The organism is Streptomyces sp. NPDC048172 (assembly GCF_043202595.1).
In the GTDB taxonomy this organism is placed as follows: domain Bacteria; phylum Actinomycetota; class Actinomycetes; order Streptomycetales; family Streptomycetaceae; genus Streptomyces.
The window spans coordinates 780874-798253 of sequence record NZ_JBIDAT010000001.1 but is presented as its reverse complement, the minus strand read 5'-3'; the positions used below and the strand labels follow the sequence as shown (position 1 = coordinate 798253).

Annotated in this window: 14 protein-coding genes; 4 read left to right on the top strand and 10 right to left on the bottom strand. The window is 71.8% G+C overall.

The window, feature by feature from the left end; translation table 11 throughout:
* Positions 1–77: 77 nt before the first annotated feature.
* The 9 genes from ACGF3A_RS03640 to ACGF3A_RS03600 all read right to left on the bottom strand — a co-directional run bounded on the left by ACGF3A_RS03640 (position 78) and on the right by ACGF3A_RS03600 (position 12751).
* A complete protein-coding gene (locus ACGF3A_RS03640) occupies positions 78–944 on the bottom strand; it encodes an ABC transporter permease (RefSeq protein WP_393725368.1) in 867 nt (288 codons plus the stop codon).
* Positions 941–1900: an ABC transporter ATP-binding protein gene (locus ACGF3A_RS03635; RefSeq protein ID WP_393725366.1), complete on the bottom strand. Its 960-nt coding sequence runs from the start codon at positions 1898–1900 to the stop codon at positions 941–943. Before ACGF3A_RS03635 ends, ACGF3A_RS03640 begins: the two co-directional genes overlap by 4 nt.
* On the bottom strand, positions 1900–2916 hold the full coding sequence (locus ACGF3A_RS03630; protein ID WP_393725364.1) for an LLM class flavin-dependent oxidoreductase: 1017 nt from the start codon (positions 2914–2916) through the stop codon (positions 1900–1902). Before ACGF3A_RS03630 ends, ACGF3A_RS03635 begins: the two co-directional genes overlap by 1 nt.
* Positions 2916–5717, bottom strand: coding sequence for a DUF4135 domain-containing protein (locus tag ACGF3A_RS03625; protein ID WP_393725362.1), 2802 nt, complete (start codon positions 5715–5717; stop codon positions 2916–2918). Before ACGF3A_RS03625 ends, ACGF3A_RS03630 begins: the two co-directional genes overlap by 1 nt.
* A complete protein-coding gene (locus ACGF3A_RS03620; protein WP_393725360.1) occupies positions 5714–7906 on the bottom strand; it encodes a peptidase domain-containing ABC transporter in 2193 nt (730 codons plus the stop codon). The genes ACGF3A_RS03625 and ACGF3A_RS03620 overlap by 4 nt, the downstream gene beginning before the upstream one ends.
* Complete coding sequence (locus ACGF3A_RS03615) at positions 7903–10989, bottom strand: type 2 lanthipeptide synthetase LanM family protein (RefSeq protein WP_393725358.1); 3087 nt, start codon at positions 10987–10989, stop codon at positions 7903–7905. The genes ACGF3A_RS03620 and ACGF3A_RS03615 overlap by 4 nt, the downstream gene beginning before the upstream one ends.
* A 122-nt stretch (positions 10990–11111) precedes the next feature.
* A complete protein-coding gene (locus ACGF3A_RS03610; RefSeq protein WP_393725356.1) occupies positions 11112–11285 on the bottom strand; it encodes a class II lanthipeptide, LchA2/BrtA2 family in 174 nt (57 codons plus the stop codon).
* Between the two features lie 29 nt (positions 11286–11314).
* A complete protein-coding gene (locus ACGF3A_RS03605) occupies positions 11315–11488 on the bottom strand; it encodes a plantaricin C family lantibiotic (protein ID WP_393725354.1) in 174 nt (57 codons plus the stop codon).
* Between the two features lie 282 nt (positions 11489–11770).
* Positions 11771–12751 carry a 4-hydroxy-3-methylbut-2-enyl diphosphate reductase gene (locus ACGF3A_RS03600; protein ID WP_393725352.1) on the bottom strand — a complete coding sequence of 327 codons (981 nt, stop codon included), beginning with the start codon at positions 12749–12751 and terminating at the stop codon, positions 11771–11773.
* Between the two features lie 84 nt (positions 12752–12835).
* On the opposite strand from ACGF3A_RS03600, the gene ACGF3A_RS03595 reads away from it, so the two are divergent.
* From ACGF3A_RS03595 to ACGF3A_RS03580, 4 genes are all read left to right on the top strand, one after another.
* Positions 12836–14311: an APC family permease gene (locus ACGF3A_RS03595; protein WP_393725351.1), complete on the top strand. Its 1476-nt coding sequence runs from the start codon at positions 12836–12838 to the stop codon at positions 14309–14311.
* Between the two features lie 9 nt (positions 14312–14320).
* Positions 14321–15535: an exodeoxyribonuclease VII large subunit gene (gene xseA / locus ACGF3A_RS03590; protein WP_393725349.1), complete on the top strand. Its 1215-nt coding sequence runs from the start codon at positions 14321–14323 to the stop codon at positions 15533–15535.
* 9 nt (positions 15536–15544) lie between these two features.
* Complete coding sequence (locus tag ACGF3A_RS03585) at positions 15545–15841, top strand: exodeoxyribonuclease VII small subunit (protein ID WP_393725347.1); 297 nt, start codon at positions 15545–15547, stop codon at positions 15839–15841.
* Between the two features lie 108 nt (positions 15842–15949).
* Positions 15950–16543 (top strand): malonic semialdehyde reductase, encoded by a 594-nt coding sequence (locus ACGF3A_RS03580; RefSeq protein WP_393725345.1) that lies wholly within the window; start codon positions 15950–15952, stop codon positions 16541–16543.
* A 61-nt stretch (positions 16544–16604) separates the two neighbouring features.
* Here ACGF3A_RS03580 and ACGF3A_RS03575 read toward each other — a convergent pair whose 3' ends face one another.
* Complete coding sequence (locus ACGF3A_RS03575; RefSeq protein WP_393725344.1) at positions 16605–17243, bottom strand: DUF4245 domain-containing protein; 639 nt, start codon at positions 17241–17243, stop codon at positions 16605–16607.
* Between the last annotated feature and the right edge of the window lie 137 nt (positions 17244–17380).

Genomic DNA, 17380 nt, shown 5'->3' with positions numbered 1-17380 from the left:
TCTCTTTACCTTTCCACGAGGGGCCCGGCGCTGTCAACGGACGATCACCGCACGGAAGTTGTGGTCACAGCCGTGGGTCACGCGTCCCGGCGCCGGATCGCCGCGTATCCCGCGATCCCCGCCGCGAGCGCCCACGCGACCAGCACGGCCATTCCGCTCCAGGCGTTCAGGACGGTCCCGGACGGCGGGTCCTGGTAGAGGGCGGCGTCACCGGCCGCGTCGGGGAGGAACTGGGCCACCTTCTTCACGCCGGGGATGTTGTTCAGGATCGTCGAGAGCATGAAGAAGAGGGGGATGAGGATCCCCAGGGTCAGCGCCGAGCTGCGCAGGACCGTCGCGAGGCCCATGGAGAACACGCACAGCAGCGTCGTGTAGAGCACCGCGCACGACAGGGAGCGCATGACGCCCTCGTCGGAGAGCCCCACGCTCCCCTCGCCGCCCAGCGCGAGCTGCGTGGCGAAGAAGCTCAGCCCCACGGTGACCAGGGACACGGTCAGCGCCGCCGCCGTGCCGGTCAGCAGCTTCGCGGCGAAGAAGACCGAGCGGCGCGGCACCGCCGTGAGCGAGCAGCGGATCGTGCCCGAGCTGTACTCGCTGCTGACGGCCAGCACGCCGAAGGCGACCAGCGCGAGCATCCCGAACCGCAGCCCGCTCAGGCCCGTGGAGATCGGGTCGAACTTCGCCCGTTCCGCGGCGTCCATCCCGTCCAGCGCGTTGCCCATGAAGATGCCGGTGAGCAGCCCGACGGCCACGCTCAACGCGGCGAAGAGCGCGAGGCACCACACGGTGGAGCGCAGCGTCCTGATCTTGACCCACTCCGCGGACATCGCCGCCGTCAGGTCGGCGCCCGGCGCCCGAGCGCCCGTGTCCGCCTCCGCCGTACGGCCGTCCGCACGGCCCTCCGTACGGCCGTCCTTCTCGTCCTTCACGTCCGCCGCCGTCATCGCCGCACCCCCGGCATCGCCGCCGTGTCCCCGGCCTCCGCGCCCGCCTGCGCATCCGTCGCGCGGAACTCCACCGCTCCGGCCGTCAGACGCATGAACGCCTCCTCCAAAGAGGCCGTCTGGGGACTGATCTCGTACACGGTCACCTGGTGCGCGGCCACGAGCGCGCCCACCGTCTCCTGCGTCGTCCCGGACGCCTCGATGGCCCCGTCGGGCCCCTCGTCCGTACGGATGCCCTCGTCCTTGAGGACGGCGCGCAGCCGCTCCGGCTCCGGCGTGCGGATCTGGATGAACGCGCGCGAGTTACGGGCGACGAAGTCGTCCACCGAGCACTCCGCGAGCAGCCGCCCCTGGCCGATGACGACCAGATGGTCGGCGGTGAGCGCCATCTCGCTCATCAGATGGCTGGAGACGAGGACCGTACGGCCCTCGCCCGCGAGCCGCTGCGCCAGTTCGCGGAACCACACGATGCCCTCGGGGTCCAGGCCGTTGGCCGGTTCGTCGAAGAGCAGCACCTTGGGGTCGCCGAGCAGCGCGGCGGCGATGCCGAGGCGCTGGGACATGCCGAGCGACATCCCGCCCGCGCGTTTCCCCGCGACGGTCGCGAGCCCGACGGTCTCCAGGACCTCGTCCACGCGCGCGTCGGGAATCCGGTTGCTGCGGGCGAGGCTCAGCAGATGCGCCCGTACGGTCCGCCCGCCGTGCGCCGATCTGGAGTCGAGCAGGGCGCCGACCGTGGTCAGGGGGCGCGGGAGGCGCTCGTAGGGCCTGCCCTCGATCAGGACGCGCCCGGAGACCGGCCGGTCGAGGCCGAGCATGGCGCGCATGGTGGTCGTCTTGCCCGCGCCGTTGGGGCCGAGGAAACCGGTGACCCGGCCCGGCTCGACGCGGAAGGAGAGGTCGTCGACGGCGACGGTCGTGCCGTACCGCACCGTGAGTCGCTGGACCTCGATCATCACTCTTCACCCCCTGTGCCGCCCTGCTGGGGAGCGGCTTCCAGGATCTCTCTGAGATCACTTTCGGCGGCGCGCACGCCCTTGGTGAGCGCGACGCCCGTCGCGTTCAGCACCACCTCGTCGACCCCGAGCGCCCGGTACTCGCCGAGCCGCGCGTGGATCTCCTCCGCGGTGCCGTGCAGGAACACCCCGCCGTCCACGAGTCGCACGGCGTCCTCCGTGCTCCCGTCGCCCTCCACCGCGATGCCCGAGCGGCGCAGCGCCTCCCGGTAGTGCGGCGCCTGTACGTGCGCGCCGCAGGCGGCGTGGGCCAGTCCGGCGGCGGTACGGCCGGGGCCGGAGAGCCCGACGGGGACGTACGCGGTGACCCACGGCCCCTCTCGGGCGGCGCCCTCCTCGCGCTGCCGCGCTTCCCGCTGCTGCGCGCCCTTGCGCAGCGCCGGGAGCAGCGTCCCGTCCAGGTACGAGGCGCTCGCGAGCCAGGTGACGGCCGTGTCGGCGGCCTCACCCGCCAACACGGCCATCCGTTCCCTGAGCACGCCCAGACCGACGGAGACGCGGGGCGCGGGCAGTTCGACGAGCCGCGCGCTCGTGGCGAACTCCGCGCCGTGCACCTCCGTCGCGCCGCCGGCCAGCAGGCCCCGCACGGTACGGACGTACTCGCGCGAGGCCCCGAGCTGACTGGCGTACGGCCTGCCCAGGAACGACCGTTGGCCCGCGATCCCGCCGGGCCCGAAGCCCGCGACGACGGAGCGCCCGGTGGCCAGTGCGACGGAACGGGCCTCCACGGCCGCCTGGTACGGGGAGCGGAGCGGCATGAGGGACACGCCGAATCCGCTGCGGACCCTGATCCCCTGCCCGGCGAGCCAGGCCACGAGGTGGTGGCTGTCCACCGCGAGGCCCTGGCCCTGCCAGAGGCGGTGGGCGCCGGAGCGCTGCGTGAGGAGCGCGAACGGCACGGCCTGTTCGGGCCGGGACAGCTGGGGCGGGAGCAGGAGCGAGTACCGCATCGGCATCAGCCCTTCACGGTGAAGGCGACCGGGATCGGCGCCTCCTCGGGGGCCGTGTGCAGCAGGAGGTCCGTGTCGCCGATCCCGGCCCAGCCGAGCATGTAGCCGAGCAGCGAGGAGCGGCCGCGGGCCCCGGTGAAGAAGCCCTGCGCGCGGGCGACGCCGAGGACGCCCTCCTGGTACGTCCGCGCCCGGTCCAGCAGCGCGGGCTCGTCCAGGATCCGGGCCGCGGCGATCAGCGACTGGACGACGCCGCTGCTGCCGTGGCAGACCGACAGGTCGAGGGGCCGGTCGGCGGGCAGCCGGGTCGCCTTGGCGACGAGGGCCTCCAGCCGTTCGCCGGTGAGCGCCTCGCGCCGTCCGGCGGTGGTGAGGATCTCGGCGGCGGCCAGCAGTTCACCGGCGGCGCCCTTGCACCAGCCGCGGTGCGGGGACTCCTCGCCGTCCCGCCAGCGGGCGAGCAGCCAGTCGGCGGCCTCCTCGGCCACGCCCCGGACGCCGAGGACCCGGCCGACGCGGGCGGCGGCCCAGTGCAGGCCGAGTCCGCCGTGGGCGACGTCGTACCAGTCCTTCGTGCGGGGCGCGTCGCGGTGCGAGAGGGCCAGGTCGGCCAGCGCGTCCAGCCGGTCGGCGCCGGGCGGGAGTCCGGACCCGGCCCGCTCCTGGTGGGAGAGCAGGACCATCAGCGCTCCGGCGGGCCCGTTCGCCAGGTCGGTCACCAGGTCGCCGGACGCGTCGCGCTCGCCGATCCGCTCCAGGACCCGCGACAGCCAGCCCGCGTCGATCTCGTCCGGGCGGGTCAGCAGCCGGGAGGAGGCGCCGGTGAAGACGGACTCGGCGGTCTCCATCAGGAAGCCCTCGCGGAACCGGAGGAGTTCGTCCAGCCCGCGCTCGGCGGAGTCGGCGGCGGGACGGAGCGCGGGGTCGTGCCGGGCGGCGCGGGAGAGGAAGGTGACGACCCCGCCGAAGTCGTGGAACGAGACGAACTCGCCCGCGCACACCGTGGGGACGCCCCGGTCGGGGCCGATGCCGCCGATCCAGCCGGAGACGTCGTCCCGGGAGTCTCCGCCGGACCCCTCGTGGACGACGCGGAGGTCGGCGACCGTCCCGGCGATCCCCTGCCACCAGCTCCCTGGCCGTACGCCCGTACGAGCCCCGTCCCCGAAGACGCCGTGCGCGGAGAGCCCGGCGGGGCGGTCGTCGCCGAACAGCTCGCTGAGGCACTCCTCCAGCAGGAAGCGGTGGTAGCGGTCGGAGCGGGCGCCGTTGAGGGCGACACCGAGCCGGGCCGCGTCGGCGGACGGCATCTCGAAGAAGCCGGGGAAGCTCGCCTGGTGGGTGGCCAGCTCGACCGAGTCGGAACGGGCCAGGAAGAGCGGCACGTTCCCGGTGCGCAGCGCGGTCCGCTCCTGCTCCATGACGAACGCGGCGGCCGCGGGCGGCACCGTGTCCGGGGACTGGGCGAGGATCCGCAGCAGGCGGTCGGCCTCGGCCTGGTCCGACAGGTAGGAGGGGTGGGTGGCCGCGTCGAGGAAGCGCCCGTAGACCATCGTCGGCCGCAGCACGGTGCGGACGGGGAAGCCCCGGTGGGCATCGAGGATCTTGTCGACGGCGTCGCTGCGGACGAACGCGAGCGCGTCGGTGTATCCGGCGACGAGGTCCGCGAAGTGGTCGCCCGCCGAGAGCGGCGCCTCACCGAGGCGCGGCACGTTGTCGCTCTGCTCGATGAGGACGGGCTCCCAGCTGACGCCGATGCCGTCCGACTCACGGTCGAGGACGACGGGCCGCTTGAGCTTCGCGGACTCGGTGGGGGTGACGCTCGCGCCCGACAGGTCGACGTCGAAGTGCGACTGGGGGTTCGCGACCGGGAGGAGCATCGTGTGGACGACGGAGAGCTTGAACTGGTTCGTCAAAGTGGAGAGGAACGAGGGCTCCGGCGGCGTGATGTCGGCCCGCAGCATCGTCTCGGTGTCGAGCAGGCAGGGGTGCTCGCCGCGCGCCGTGAGGTTCTCGTGGTGGAGGTCGCAGGCGCCGATGGCGCTGAAGACCGCGCACAGCGCGCCGAACCGGTAGAAGTAGCGGGCCACCTGCTCCGGTTCCGTCATGGGGCCCGCGACGGCGAACTCCTGCCAGCCGTGCGAGCCGACCGTGACGGAGCGCGGTATGCACCGCTCCAGGGAGTGCGTGAGATACGGGTCGGCCGCCGCGTACAGGTCCCGTACGAAGCGGTCGGACTCCAGCGCGCGCGGCTTGAAGGCGAGCTTGGTGCCGCTGGTCAGCTCGACGATGAGGACCTGACGGTTGTCGTTGTGCGCGTCGGAGCCGGTGGCCGTGGCCCGCGCGATCCGGTCCCCGCCCTCCTGCCGGGAGCCCAGCAGCCCCGCGGCGCGCAGCTCGGCCCGGTCCGCGCCGAAGGCCGTGAACATCTCGGCCCAGGCGTCGGCCATGTTGCGCAGCACCGTGGTGAAGCGCCGCTCGTAGACGGGGTACGTGTCGAGGATCCGCCGGCGGACGGCGGGGTCGGTGAGGTGCTCCTCGAACTGCCGGAGGGCGGTGTCGCTCTCCGTGCTGAAGGGAATGCCCCGCTCCTCGCGGAAGGCGTGGAACTCGCCGATCAGCATCCGGAACGAGCCCTCTTCGACGGTGAGGACCAGCGTCGCCCATATTCCGCTCAGGACGTCCTCGACGCATTCGGGCGCGGTCACCTCGGCGACGCGCTCGCGCAGCGCGTCCTCCACCGTTCCGCGGGGGGCGAGATGCAGATAGAAGGGCCGGAAGGCCGGTATCGAGACTTCTGGTTCTCTCATGTCGCCTCTCCTCCAACGAGAACGTCGACGGTCTTGTCCGGGTCCGTGTAGAGGTCCGCGTAGACCGCGCCCGTGGCGAGGAGTTCCGCGTGGCCTCCCCGCTCGACCACGCGGCCGCCGTCCAGCACGTAGATCTGGTCGGCGGACTTAATGGTGGACAGCCGGTGCGCGATGATGACCTGGGTCGCGCCGATGCCCTGGATGATTTCCGACACGCGCCGTTCGTTGACGGTGTCGAGCGAGGCGGTCGCCTCGTCGAGCAGCAGGATCGAGGGGCGCTTGAGCAGCGCGCGGACGATGGCGAGGCGCTGCCGCTGACCGCCGGAGAAGTTGGCGCCCATTTCCGAGACGACGGTGTTGAGCCCCATGGGAAGTTCCTCGACGAAATCGAGGATGCCGACGCTCTCGCAGTATTCCCGCACCTTCTCCACGGAGATGTCCTGGCCGAGCGTGAGGTTCTCCAGGATCGTCCGGTTGTGAAGGTGGACCTCCTGCGGGATGTAGCCGATCTGGCGGCGCAGCGCGTCCTTGTCGTACTCCTCCATCGTGAGCCCGCCGTACGAGACCGCGCCGCGCGTCGGCTCGTACAGGCCGCACATCACCCGGCCCAGGGTGCTCTTCCCGGAGCCCGAGGCGCCGACGAGGGCGATCTTCGCTCCGGGCTCGATGTCCAGCGAGACGTCGCGTACAACGAATTCGCTGTGCTGCGTGTAGCGGAAGCTCACGTCCTGGAGCCGGATCGAGGTCGAGGGGAGCTTCGTGCGCGAGCCGCCCGTCGATTCCGAGGGGGTGTTGGCGATGTCGTTCAGCCGCGCCATGTAGCGGGTGACCTCGGCGACCTCGGTGAAGGTCTGGAAAATCGAGTTCGAGAGCGCGAAGTACGTCGCTGACACGGCCTGTACGGCGATTCCCGCGCCCAGCGAGATGTGCCCGTGGCTCACGAAGTAGAGGCTGCAGAGCAGGAGCAGCATCGGGCCGAACATCTGGGTGGTGGTCGTGACGCCCGATATCCAGCCCTGCTGCAGCCGCATCCGGGACTTCATGGCGTCCAGCGAGGAGGCGTAGCTCTCGCCCCAGCTGTCGATGAACTCCTGCGAATAGCCGCCCATCTTGATGTTCGGGATCGAGACGATCGCGTCGAGCTGCGTGGACTGGCTCTTGCTCAGGTGGGCGATCTCGGCGTCGACGGCCTCGGCGACCCGCTGCCGCGTCCGCATCAGATGGAAGGCGTTCAGCAGGAAGAGCACGGTCGCTATCAGGCCCAGCCGCCATTCGACGACGAGCAGATAGATGTTGACGCACACCAGGGTCCCCACGTCGAGAATTCCCTGGGCGACGCGCGAGGAGAGCAGGTCCCGGATCGAATTGACGCTGTTGAGCCGGAACAGCAGCTCGCCGGGTTGTCGCGTGGCGAAGAATCTGTACGGCAGGGAGAGCAGCTTGGTGAAGACGTGCGTCATCAGATGCTTGCCGAGCAGCGCGACCACCGACGACAGGACGAAGATCCTGACGATCTGCAGCGCGAAGTACGCGACGGCCACGCCCAGCACCGCGCCCAGGACGAGCATCAGCCCGTTCAGATCGTCCCAGCGCCCGCTCTCGTCGACGGCCCACTCGGTGAGCATCGGAATGCCGAGCACCGCGCCGTAGCCGCTGAAGGAGAGCAGCGCGACCAGGGCGATGCGCTTGCGGGCGCCGTCCGCGAAGAGCGGGATGAAGCGCCACTCGGCGAGCGGCTTCTGCTTCAGCCGCTCGAAGCTCGGGCCGACCTCGGCGGAGACCACGATGCCGCTGAACCCGGCCTCCAGCTCCTCCCGGCTCAGCCGCCGCCGTCCGACGGCGGGGTCCATGACGACGGCCTTCTTGCCGTCGAACTTCTCCAGGACCAGGAAGTGGTAGTCCTCCCAGTAGAGGATCACCGGCGAGGTGAACTTCTCCAGCGCGGAGACGCTCTTGGCGCGGAAGAGGCGCGTCTCCATGCCGCGGGTGCGCAGGAACCGCGCGAGCTGCCCCGCGCTCAGTCCGTCGCGCCCCGCCTCCATGTCGCGGCGGACGCTGGAGATGTCCTCGGCGCGTCCGTAGTACCGCAGCAGCGAGACGCAGCAGCACAGCCCGCACTCGGTCTGCGTGACCTGGGTGACGGTGGGCATCCGGCGCGCGTGGCCCCGGCGGGCGGGAGTGGGGCTCATGTCCGGGGCTCCTCCACTGCGAGGGTGACGGGTGAGACGCGGATGTCCGGGTCCAGCCGGTTGGCGAGGTGCAGCGCGACTCCGGACGAACCGACCATGAGGCTGCTGGTGTGCGCGTAACGGCTGCGGGGGTCCGCGAGCTTGCGGCGGAAGACGTCCGGCGTCAGCCAGGAGCGCTCGACCCGGGTGAGTCCCTCGCGCAGCCGACCGTCGGGGTCGCCGGTGTCGCGGATCAGCTGCCGCAGGATGTCGTGGTTGCCCAGGTCGCCGTGGCACCAGGTGATGTTGCGCCCGAAGCCGTCCCTGAGCACGTTGCCCACGGCCGTCTCCCGCGCCCGCAGCGCGCCCTCGTCCCCGCTGAGCGTGGCGTACGCGGAGAGCCCGAGGGCGATCCCCGCGGAGCCGTGGCACCAGCCGGTGGAGAACTTCCCGGTCGTCGCCATGTTGGTGAACCAGTCACCGGCCGCCGCGTCGTGGAAGGCCCCGAGCCGGTCGTGGAGCCGCTCCAGCACGTCCTCGACGGCCCTGCGCCCCTCCGGCAGGTACGGGTACGCGCGGCTGAGGACGGCCAGCAGCCCGCTGACGCCGTGCGCGTACCCGGACTGGTCCAGCTCGGCGGGGTGGCGGTCCGCGCGCAGGGCGCCGGTCAGCAGCGCGGTCAGCTCCGCGACCGCGCCCTCGGCGTGCGGGCCGCCGATGGCCAGCACGCAGGAGAGCACGCCCGCCAGGCCGCCGATCACGTCCGGCGGCAGCTCCTCGGGCGGCTGGGCGCGCACCTGGTCGAGCACGAGGGGCAGCGCGCCCTGGGCCGCGCCGGTCCAGCCGTCCTCGCCGAGCAGCCGCCCGGCGGCGGAGAGCGCGAAGAGCGTCCCGGCCAGGCCCGTGTAGCCCGCGTACCCGGCCTGCTGGACGCTGCGCGTCTCGTACGTGTGGCCGGAGAGGATGTCGGCGACGGTGGCGAAGATCTGGCCCGCGAGGCCGCGGTACGCGTCGTTGCCCAGCACCCGGGCGCCCGCCGCGAGGGCGAGCGCGGGCCCGGAGCGACCGGTGTAGAGGTCGTACCCGAGCACGGTCGGCGGCCAGGGCCGGTCGATCTCGGCGGACGCGCTCGGCCCGACCCAGGTACGGGGCAGATGCCCGAACTTGTCGGCCAGCGAGGTGGCGAGGAGGTTCTCGCAGAGGCTGTCGAGCAGCGGGGCGAGCCCGGCGTCGTCGCTCTCCACGCGCACGGACGGCTCGGCGGACGGCTCGGCGGACGGTACGGCGGTCCGGGCACCCGTGAGGTGGTCGTCGGGGAAGCGGGAGGCGAAGGCGGAGTGGAGGAGCCTCAGCTGCTCGCCGAGCCCGAACTCGGAGAGCCGCGCGGTCTTCGCCAGCGCCGTCTCCAGCGGAGACTCGTCGAACTCCGCGCCCGTCGGCACCCCGTCGCCGTCCTCCGCCGCGACGCCCGTACCGGCGACGGTGAAGTAGGGGACGTCGCGCCGCGCGAGCTGCCGCAGCTCGGAGAGGACGAGGTGGCGCGAGGAGGTCTTGCTCGCGATGGCGATCCGCTTGAGCAGCGCGAGATAGGGCTCGTAGCCGTCGAGGGCCTTGGGGCCCGAGGTCATGCGCAGCGTCTGCCCGTACAGCAGCGTCGGGTTGTGCACGTAGCGGACGCGGACGCGCGCCGCGGTCTCCCGCAGCAGGGTGCGCCAGCCCTCCCGGTCGGTGAGCACCGCGCGGTAGACCCGGCTGAAGCCCTCGGCCATGCGCGCGCCGAGGGCGTGGGTCTCCTCCTCGGTCAGCGCGTCCACGACGGTCTGCCGCGACTGGCCCTGCGGCGCCTGGAAGGCGAGCCGCATCCGGTCGGTGTACGGGTCGATGAAGCGGACCGTCTTGAACGGCGAGCTGCCGTGCCCCCGTCCGCCGAGGAAGCCGAGGTCCACATGGCCCGCGGCCCCGTCCCCGTCGTTCTTGCCGACCATGACCAGGGGCAGGATGCCGATGCCGTAGATGGACTGCCCGAGGGTCTCGTACGCGTTCCCCGGCGTCTCCGGCGTGGGCCCGGCGTGCAGCCGCGAGGGGTGCAGGATCGTCTCCAGGTCGATGGGGACGGGGCCGCGCCGGGTCGGCACGATGTTCTCGAAGTGCATGTCGCGGGCGTTGAGCAGATAGAGCACGGCGGCCAGTTCGCCGCTCGCGTGCATGAAGTCGCCCGCGGCGTCGGAGACGTCCTCGGAGGGGACGAACTCGACGTAGCCGTACCGCTCCCGCTCCAGGACGGAGGCGGCGGCGAGCGTCGTGCCGTACCGCTCGTTGAGGCGGCGGGCGAGGGTGGCGTAGGCGGCCTCGCAGGAGACGTCCCTCGGCTTGTAGACGAGCCGCTTGCCGGAGGCGAAGACGAGGACGGAGACGCTGCGGCCCCGGTTGTGGACGTCGCCCTCGGAGAAGCCGCAGGAGACGATCAGGTCGGTGTCCGCGATCCCGAAGGCGCGCGCGATGTCGTCCCGGTCGGCCCGCAGCCGCGCGCACAGCTCCCGTACGCTCTCCGCCTCGTACCGCAGCACGGTGCGCGTCACCTCGCGCAGCACCGGGAACGAGAGCCCGCTGACGTCCTCGAACGAGGTACGCGCTGACCGCTCGACGAAGTCGTCGTACCGCTCCTCGGGGCTGCCCCCCACGAGCAGCCCCTCGGCGCGGGCGTGGTTGAGGGCGGCGACCAGCGGCCGGGTCCACAGCTCCCGCACCCGGCCCTCGGCGCGGCCGAGGACCTGGCGCAGCGTCGCGCGCGGGTCGTGGAAGAGATCGTGGCGGAGACCGTCGCCGGGCCCCAGCGGATCACGGTCCGCGACGGATGCGGCCACGGTCCGCATCACGTGCTGGAAGGGGTATTCCTCGGGCTCGGCGAGCCACTCGTCCACGACCGCGCGCGTCGCGGCGTCGGGCGTCGCGGCGTCCGGCGCTGGGGGCGCCGGTGACGGTGGCGGCGGTTCATCGGCACGGAGGGCGCCGGTGATGTCCCCGTCCCACTCCGCCAACGGCGCGATGGTCTCCTCGAATTCCGCGCTGTCGAATTCCGGATAGTACGTGGCTGGAGATGTCACTGTGTTCTCGCTCTCCCTCTCCGCGCGATGGTGCCGCCCTGGGCGGAATGGGAGCCCGGAGAATTCGGCGGACCCCCATTCCGCCCGACTGTGCTATGCGCTCAGTACGCCGTGCGGCGTTCTCAGCACTTGCTGCTGCAGGCCGACGACGGGCAGACCGTGACGGTCGCGGCGGTGACGCAGGTCCAGGACGACGTGGTGATCGTCGGGTGCGTACCGCCGTGCGCCTCCGAGTCGGCCAGCTCGGCCAGCTCGGCCTCGTCGTAGGCGCCGAGGAGGTCCTTGTTCTCCTTCATGGAGTTTCCCTTTCTGGGTGGTGGGACGGTCAGTTGCAGGAGCGCATGCATTCCTTGGTGAGCGTGCACCACCAGCCGTTGTTGCCGGCGGCGTCGCTCAGCGAGAACGTGTTGGTGCTGCAGGCGCCGTACGCGACACCGTCGAAGTCCTGCTCGGAGAATTCCTCGAGCAGGGAAATGTCGCCCTGGTACTCGTGACCCATTGCTGTCCTCCTTGATTACGGACATGGACCCGCCGGCCCCGGTCCGTTCCTCACGCACCGGACCGGCGGTGCGTGAACCACCCTGGAGCCCGTCCGTTCGCGTGCGGCATCGCTCCCGCACGGGCTCCACACAGGACGGTGCACCCGCGCCGCACGCCGCCCGCACCCGTTGCGCATACGCCGGGCATGTGCGGAGCACAGGCACCGGAAGAGGGCAGAAGAAAGCCGGGGCCGGTCCTCGGAAGGACCGACCCCGGCGGGGCTGAGCGTAGTGGTGTCAGGTCAGGACTGGAGCTTCTGCGCCGCCTCCGCGCGCAGGTCGCGCCGCAGCTCCTTGGGCAGCGAGAACTGCATGTGCTCGTCGACCGGCTTGACGATCTCGACGTCCTCCCAGCCGCGCTGGGCCAGCCACTCCAGCACCTCGTCGACCAGGACCTCGGGGACGGAGGCGCCGGAGGAGAGGCCGATGGTCTCCACGCCCTCCAGCCACGCCTCGTCGATCTCCCCGGCGTTGTCGACCAGATGGCCCGCCTTGGCGCCGTGCTGGAGCGCGGTCTCGACCAGGCGGACCGAGTTCGAGGAGTTCTTGGAGCCGACGACCAGCACCAGGTCGGAGCCGGCGGCGACCTGCTTGATGGCGACCTGGCGGTTCTGCGTCGCGTAGCAGATGTCGTCGCTGGGCGGCGAGAGCAGGTTCGGGTAGCGGCCCTGGATGGCCTCCACCGTCTCCATCGTCTCGTCGACGGACAAGGTGGTCTGGGAGAGCCAGACGACCTTCTCGGGGTCACGGACCTCGATGTTCTTCACATCGTCGGGACCGTCGACCAGGGTGATGTGCTCGGGCGCCTCACCGCTGGTCCCGATGACCTCCTCGTGGCCCTCGTGACCGATCAGGAGGATGTCGTAGTCCTCCTTGGCGTACCGCACGGCCTCCTTGTGGACCTTGGTGACCAGGGGGCAGGTGGCGTCGATGGTGGCGAGCTTGCCGCGCTGCGCCTCCTCGTGCACCACGGGGGCCACGCCGTGCGCGGAGAAGATGACGATCTCCCCCTCGGGCACCTCCTCCGTCTCCTCGACGAAGATGGCGCCCTTCTTCTCCAGGGTCTTGACCACGTATTTGTTGTGGACGATCTCGTGGCGCACGTACACCGGCGCGCCGTACTGCTCCAGAGCTTGTTCGACGGCGATTACGGCTCGGTCCACGCCGGCGCAGTAGCCGCGAGGGGCGGCGAGCAGGACACGGCGCGAGGGCGTTGCAGTCATACAGCCATCGTACGGGCGTGAGGCCGCCGCGTGGCCCGCCCTCCGTTCCCCGGTGTACGGGACGAAGTACGGCAAGCTGGGCGCATGCCTGGAGCCCGCAACCGCACAGCGGCATTCTTGGGCGGCGATCTGCAGGGCAGCCTGCGCCGCAGCCTCACCCTCCGCGACCTCATCGTCTACGGCCTGCTCTTCATCGCGCCCATGGCCCCGGTCGGGATCTACGGGGCGCTCGACGCCCGTAGCCACGGCGTGGTCCCGCTCGTCTACGTCGTCGCCACGATCGCGATGTCCTTCACCGCCTACTCGTACGCCCGCATGGTCCACGCCGTACCGCAGGCGGGGTCCGTCTACGCCTACGCCCGCGCGGGACTCGGGGACGCGCCCGGCTTCGTCGCCGGGTGGATGATGATGCTCGACTACCTGCTCATCCCGGCCGTGGCCTATCTCTTCTCCGGCATCGCGATGGAGCAGCTCGTGCCCTCCGTCGACCAGTGGGTGTGGACGGCGCTCGCGGTCCTCGTCTCGACGGCGCTGAACCTGTCCGGGGTGCACAGGGCCGCCGCCGTGGGCTTCGTGATCCTCGTCATGGAGATCGCGGTGCTGCTGGTCTTCTGCGTGACGGCCGTGGTCGTCCTCGTGCAGGACGGGCCCGCGCGGGGCGACTGGCTCACGCCGTTCACCGGCGACCGGGACTTCTCCCTCGTGGCGGTGCTCGGCGCGGTCTCGGTCGCGGTCCTCTCCTTCCTCGGCTTCGACGCCATCGCGAACTTCGCGGAGGAGGCCACCGGCGGCAGGGGCCGCGAGGGGGACGGCCCCTCGCTGGTCGCGCGGGCGCTCGTGTGGTGCCTGGTCCTGGCGGGCCTGCTCTTCATCGCGCAGACGTATCTGGCGGCGCTGCTGTCCGAGGAGTCCTCCCGGAAACTCGCCGACGACCCGGCCTCGCAGGGCGCGGCCTTCTACACGGCGGTCAACGGGGCCGTCGGCGAGTGGCTGGAGAAGACGATCGCCGTCAGCAAGGCGATCGGAGCCGCGTTCGCCGCGCTCGCGGGGCAGGCGGCGGCGGGCAGGCTGCTGTACGCGATGGCCAGGGACGGTCGGCTGCCGAAGGCCCTCTCGCGGGTGCACCAGGGCACCGGGGTGCCGCGCCGCACGCTGCTGCTGAGCGCGGTGCTCACCCTGTGCGCGGCGGTGTGGGCGGCGCGCACGGCCGAGGGCCTGGACCGGCTGGTCTCGGTCGTGGACATGGGCGCGCTGACCGCGTTCTGCCTGCTGCACCTGTCCGTCGTCGGCTACTACGGGCTGCGGCGCGGTGCCGCCGACCACGCCATGAGCCCGCTGCGGGACTGGATCGTGCCGCTCGTGGGGCTCGGCATCATGATCGCCGTGATCGTGACCGCCAGCAGGGAGGCGCACTACGTCGGCCTGGTGTGGCTGGCGGCGGGCCTGGTCGTGGCGTACGTCCTGCACCGCCGCGACAGACTGAGCGGCGGGCTCGGCGGCGGCCCCGGCGGACTCGGCGGTCCCGGCGGACCGGGCGGGAATGTCGGCGGGACGGCCTAGCCTTCTCGTATGGCTCTCACCACGTCAGCGGAGACACCGGTCCCGGTCAGCGAGGTCTCGCGGCTGATCCGGGGGTGGATCGACCGGCTCGGCGCCGTGTGGGTGGAGGGGCAGGTCATCCAGCTCTCGCCGCGCCCCGGCGCCGGAATGGTCTTCCTCACCCTGCGCGACCCCTCGCGGGACGTCTCGATCAGCGTCACCTGCTTCCGGCAGGTGTACGAGCAGGTGAAGGACGTCCTGACCGAGGGCGCCCGGGTCGTCGTCCACGCCAAGCCGGAGTGGTACGAGAAGTCGGGGCGTCTCTCGCTCCGCGCCGCCGAGATCCGCCCGGTGGGCGTGGGCGAACTGCTCGCGCGGCTGGAGCGGTTGAAGAAGGCGCTCGCGGCCGAGGGGCTGTTCGCGCCGGAGCGCAAGCGGCGGCTGCCGTTCCTGCCGAGCCGGATAGGGCTGATCACCGGCCGCGCCTCGGACGCCGAGCGGGATGTGCTGCACACCGCGCGCGAGCGCTGGCCCGCCGTCCGCTTCGAGGTGCGCAACACGGCGGTCCAGGGGGCGTACGCGGTCCCGCAGATCATCGACGCGCTCCGCGAGCTGGACGCCAGCAGCGAGGTGGACGTCATCATCATCACGCGCGGCGGCGGCGGCATGGAGGACCTGCTGCCGTTCTCGGACGAGCGGCTGGTGCGGGCCGTGGCCGCCGCCGGGACGCCCGTGGTCTCCGCGATCGGGCACGAGGCGGACCAGCCGCTGCTCGACCTGGTCGCCGACCTGCGCTCGCGGACGCCGACGCACGCCGCGAAGGACACCGTGCCCGACGTCGGCGAGGAGCACGAGCGGGTGCGGGCCCTGCGCGAGCGGGCCTGGCGGGTGATCACCGGCACGCTCGACCGCGAGGAGCGCGGGCTCGACGACGTGCTGAGCCGCCCGGCGATGGCGGACCCGCACGCGATGGTGGAGGGCCGGGAGGACGAGATCGCCGCCGCGCTGGACCGCGCGCGGCGCGTGCTGGGCCACCGGCTGGACCGCGCGGAGGACGAGCTGGCGCACACCCGGGCCCGGGTCGTCGCCCTCTCCCCCGCGGCGACCCTCCAGCGGGGATACGCGGTGCTGCAGCGCGGCGACGGCGCCGTCGTGCGGGACGCGGAGGACGTCACCGAGGGCGACAAACTGCGGGCCCGGGTGGCGAGCGGCGAGTTCGGCGTGACCGTCACACCCCCCGCATAGGCTGGTCGTATGACGACGAAGGAAGCGAGCGCGGCAGCCGGAGGAGCGGAGTCCTCGCTGAGTTACGAGCAGGCGAGGGGCGAGCTGGTCGAGGTCGTGCGGCGGCTGGAGGCGGGCGGCTCCACGCTGGAGGAGTCGCTGGAGCTGTGGGAGCGCGGCGAGGAGCTGGCGGGCATCTGCCGCGAGTGGCTGGAGGGCGCGCGGGCCCGGCTGGACGCGGTGCTGGAGGCGGAGGACGAGGACGCCGGGGAGGACGGGGCCGACGAGGAAGAGGACGAAGACGACGAGGGTGACGAAGCGGAGTAGAGGGCGGCATTCGTCACACCTGATTCAACATTGAACTACTGGTGGCTACACTTACAGGTGAACGACGCATTCCGCATGCGACACCCCCGTAGGAAAAGGCACCACTCCATGGCTCTCGCCCTCGACCCCGCCGCCCAGGACCTGCTCTTCCGTGAGGCCCGGACGGCCAACACGTTCACCGACGAGCCGGTCACCGATGAGCAGGTCCAGGCGATCTACGACCTCGTGAAGTACGGGCCGACCGCCTTCAACCAGTCCCCGCTGCGCGTCACCCTCGTCCGCTCCCCCGAGGCCCGCGAGCGCCTGGTCGCGCACATGGCCGAGGGCAACCGGCCGAAGACCGGCACGGCGCCCCTGACCGCGATCCTCTCCGTGGACATCGACTTCCACGAGCGCCTGCCCGAGCTGCTGCCGCAGGCCCCGCACCTCAAGGACGCACTCTTCGGCGAGCAGTCGGTCCGCGAGTCGGCCGGGTCCCTCAACGCCGCACTCCAGGCCGGGTACTTCATCGTGGGCGTCCGCGCCGCCGGGCTCGCCGCGGGCCCGATGACCGGCTTCGACGCCGAGGGCGTCAACAAGGAGTTCTTCGGCGACGGCCGCCAGAAGGTGCTGATGGTGGTCAACATCGGCAAGCCGGGCCCGGACGCCTTCAAGCCGCGCAACCCGCGGCTCGCCTACCAGGACGCGGTCGTCTCGGTCTGACCGCTCCTCCCCATGAACCGCCCCCCGCGCGACATCCCCCCCCTCGCGCGGGGGGCTTCCCCTATTTCGCGGAGGGCGAGGAAGAGGACGAGGGCGAGGACGAGGACGAAGGCGGAACGATCTTCTCCTTACGGGCCTCCAGCGCGCCCGCGAGCTGCGACAGCTCCTTGAACGAGGCCGTGCCGGTGACGACCGTAGTGGGCTTGCCCTCCCCGGACTTTCCGGACTTTCCGGACTCCTTCAGCACGAGCGCGTCGTACTTCTCGCCCTTGTAGCGCACCCACTCCCGGCCGCCGAGGCGCTCGGTCCCGGCGGTCTTCTTCGCGCTGTGCGTGACCCGGGAGATGTACCGGTCCGCGCGGGGCTCGTCGCTCTGCTCGACCGCCGCGTACTCGTCGCGGGGCGTCACGAAGCCCAGGTGCCAGGCGGAGCCGTCGGCGTTCTTCGCCCCGTCGGCCGCCGCGTACCGCACCGAGGTCGCGCGCCACTCCTTCGACAGCCCCACGGGCCCGGCCACCGGGTACGGGGCCGCACGGCGGGCCGACTTCAGCTCGATGCCGTAACTCACCGTCTTCACCGGGTCCTTGTCCTCGTCGTGCGGGACGAAGAGGTAGATCACCCCCGCCGCGAGGACGATGACCGCGAGCGAGATCACCATGTCCCGGACGGTCTGCCTGCCGCGCTTCTTGTCTGCTGCCACGCCTCCATCGTCCCTTATGCCGGTCCGGCGCCGGGCGCCAGGGGGGCTCCACAATCCGCTCATACGTGGGCACCCCTGCTCACTCTGCCGCCGCCCGGTATTGTCATAAGCACCCTCACCCAGCAAGGCACGGCCGA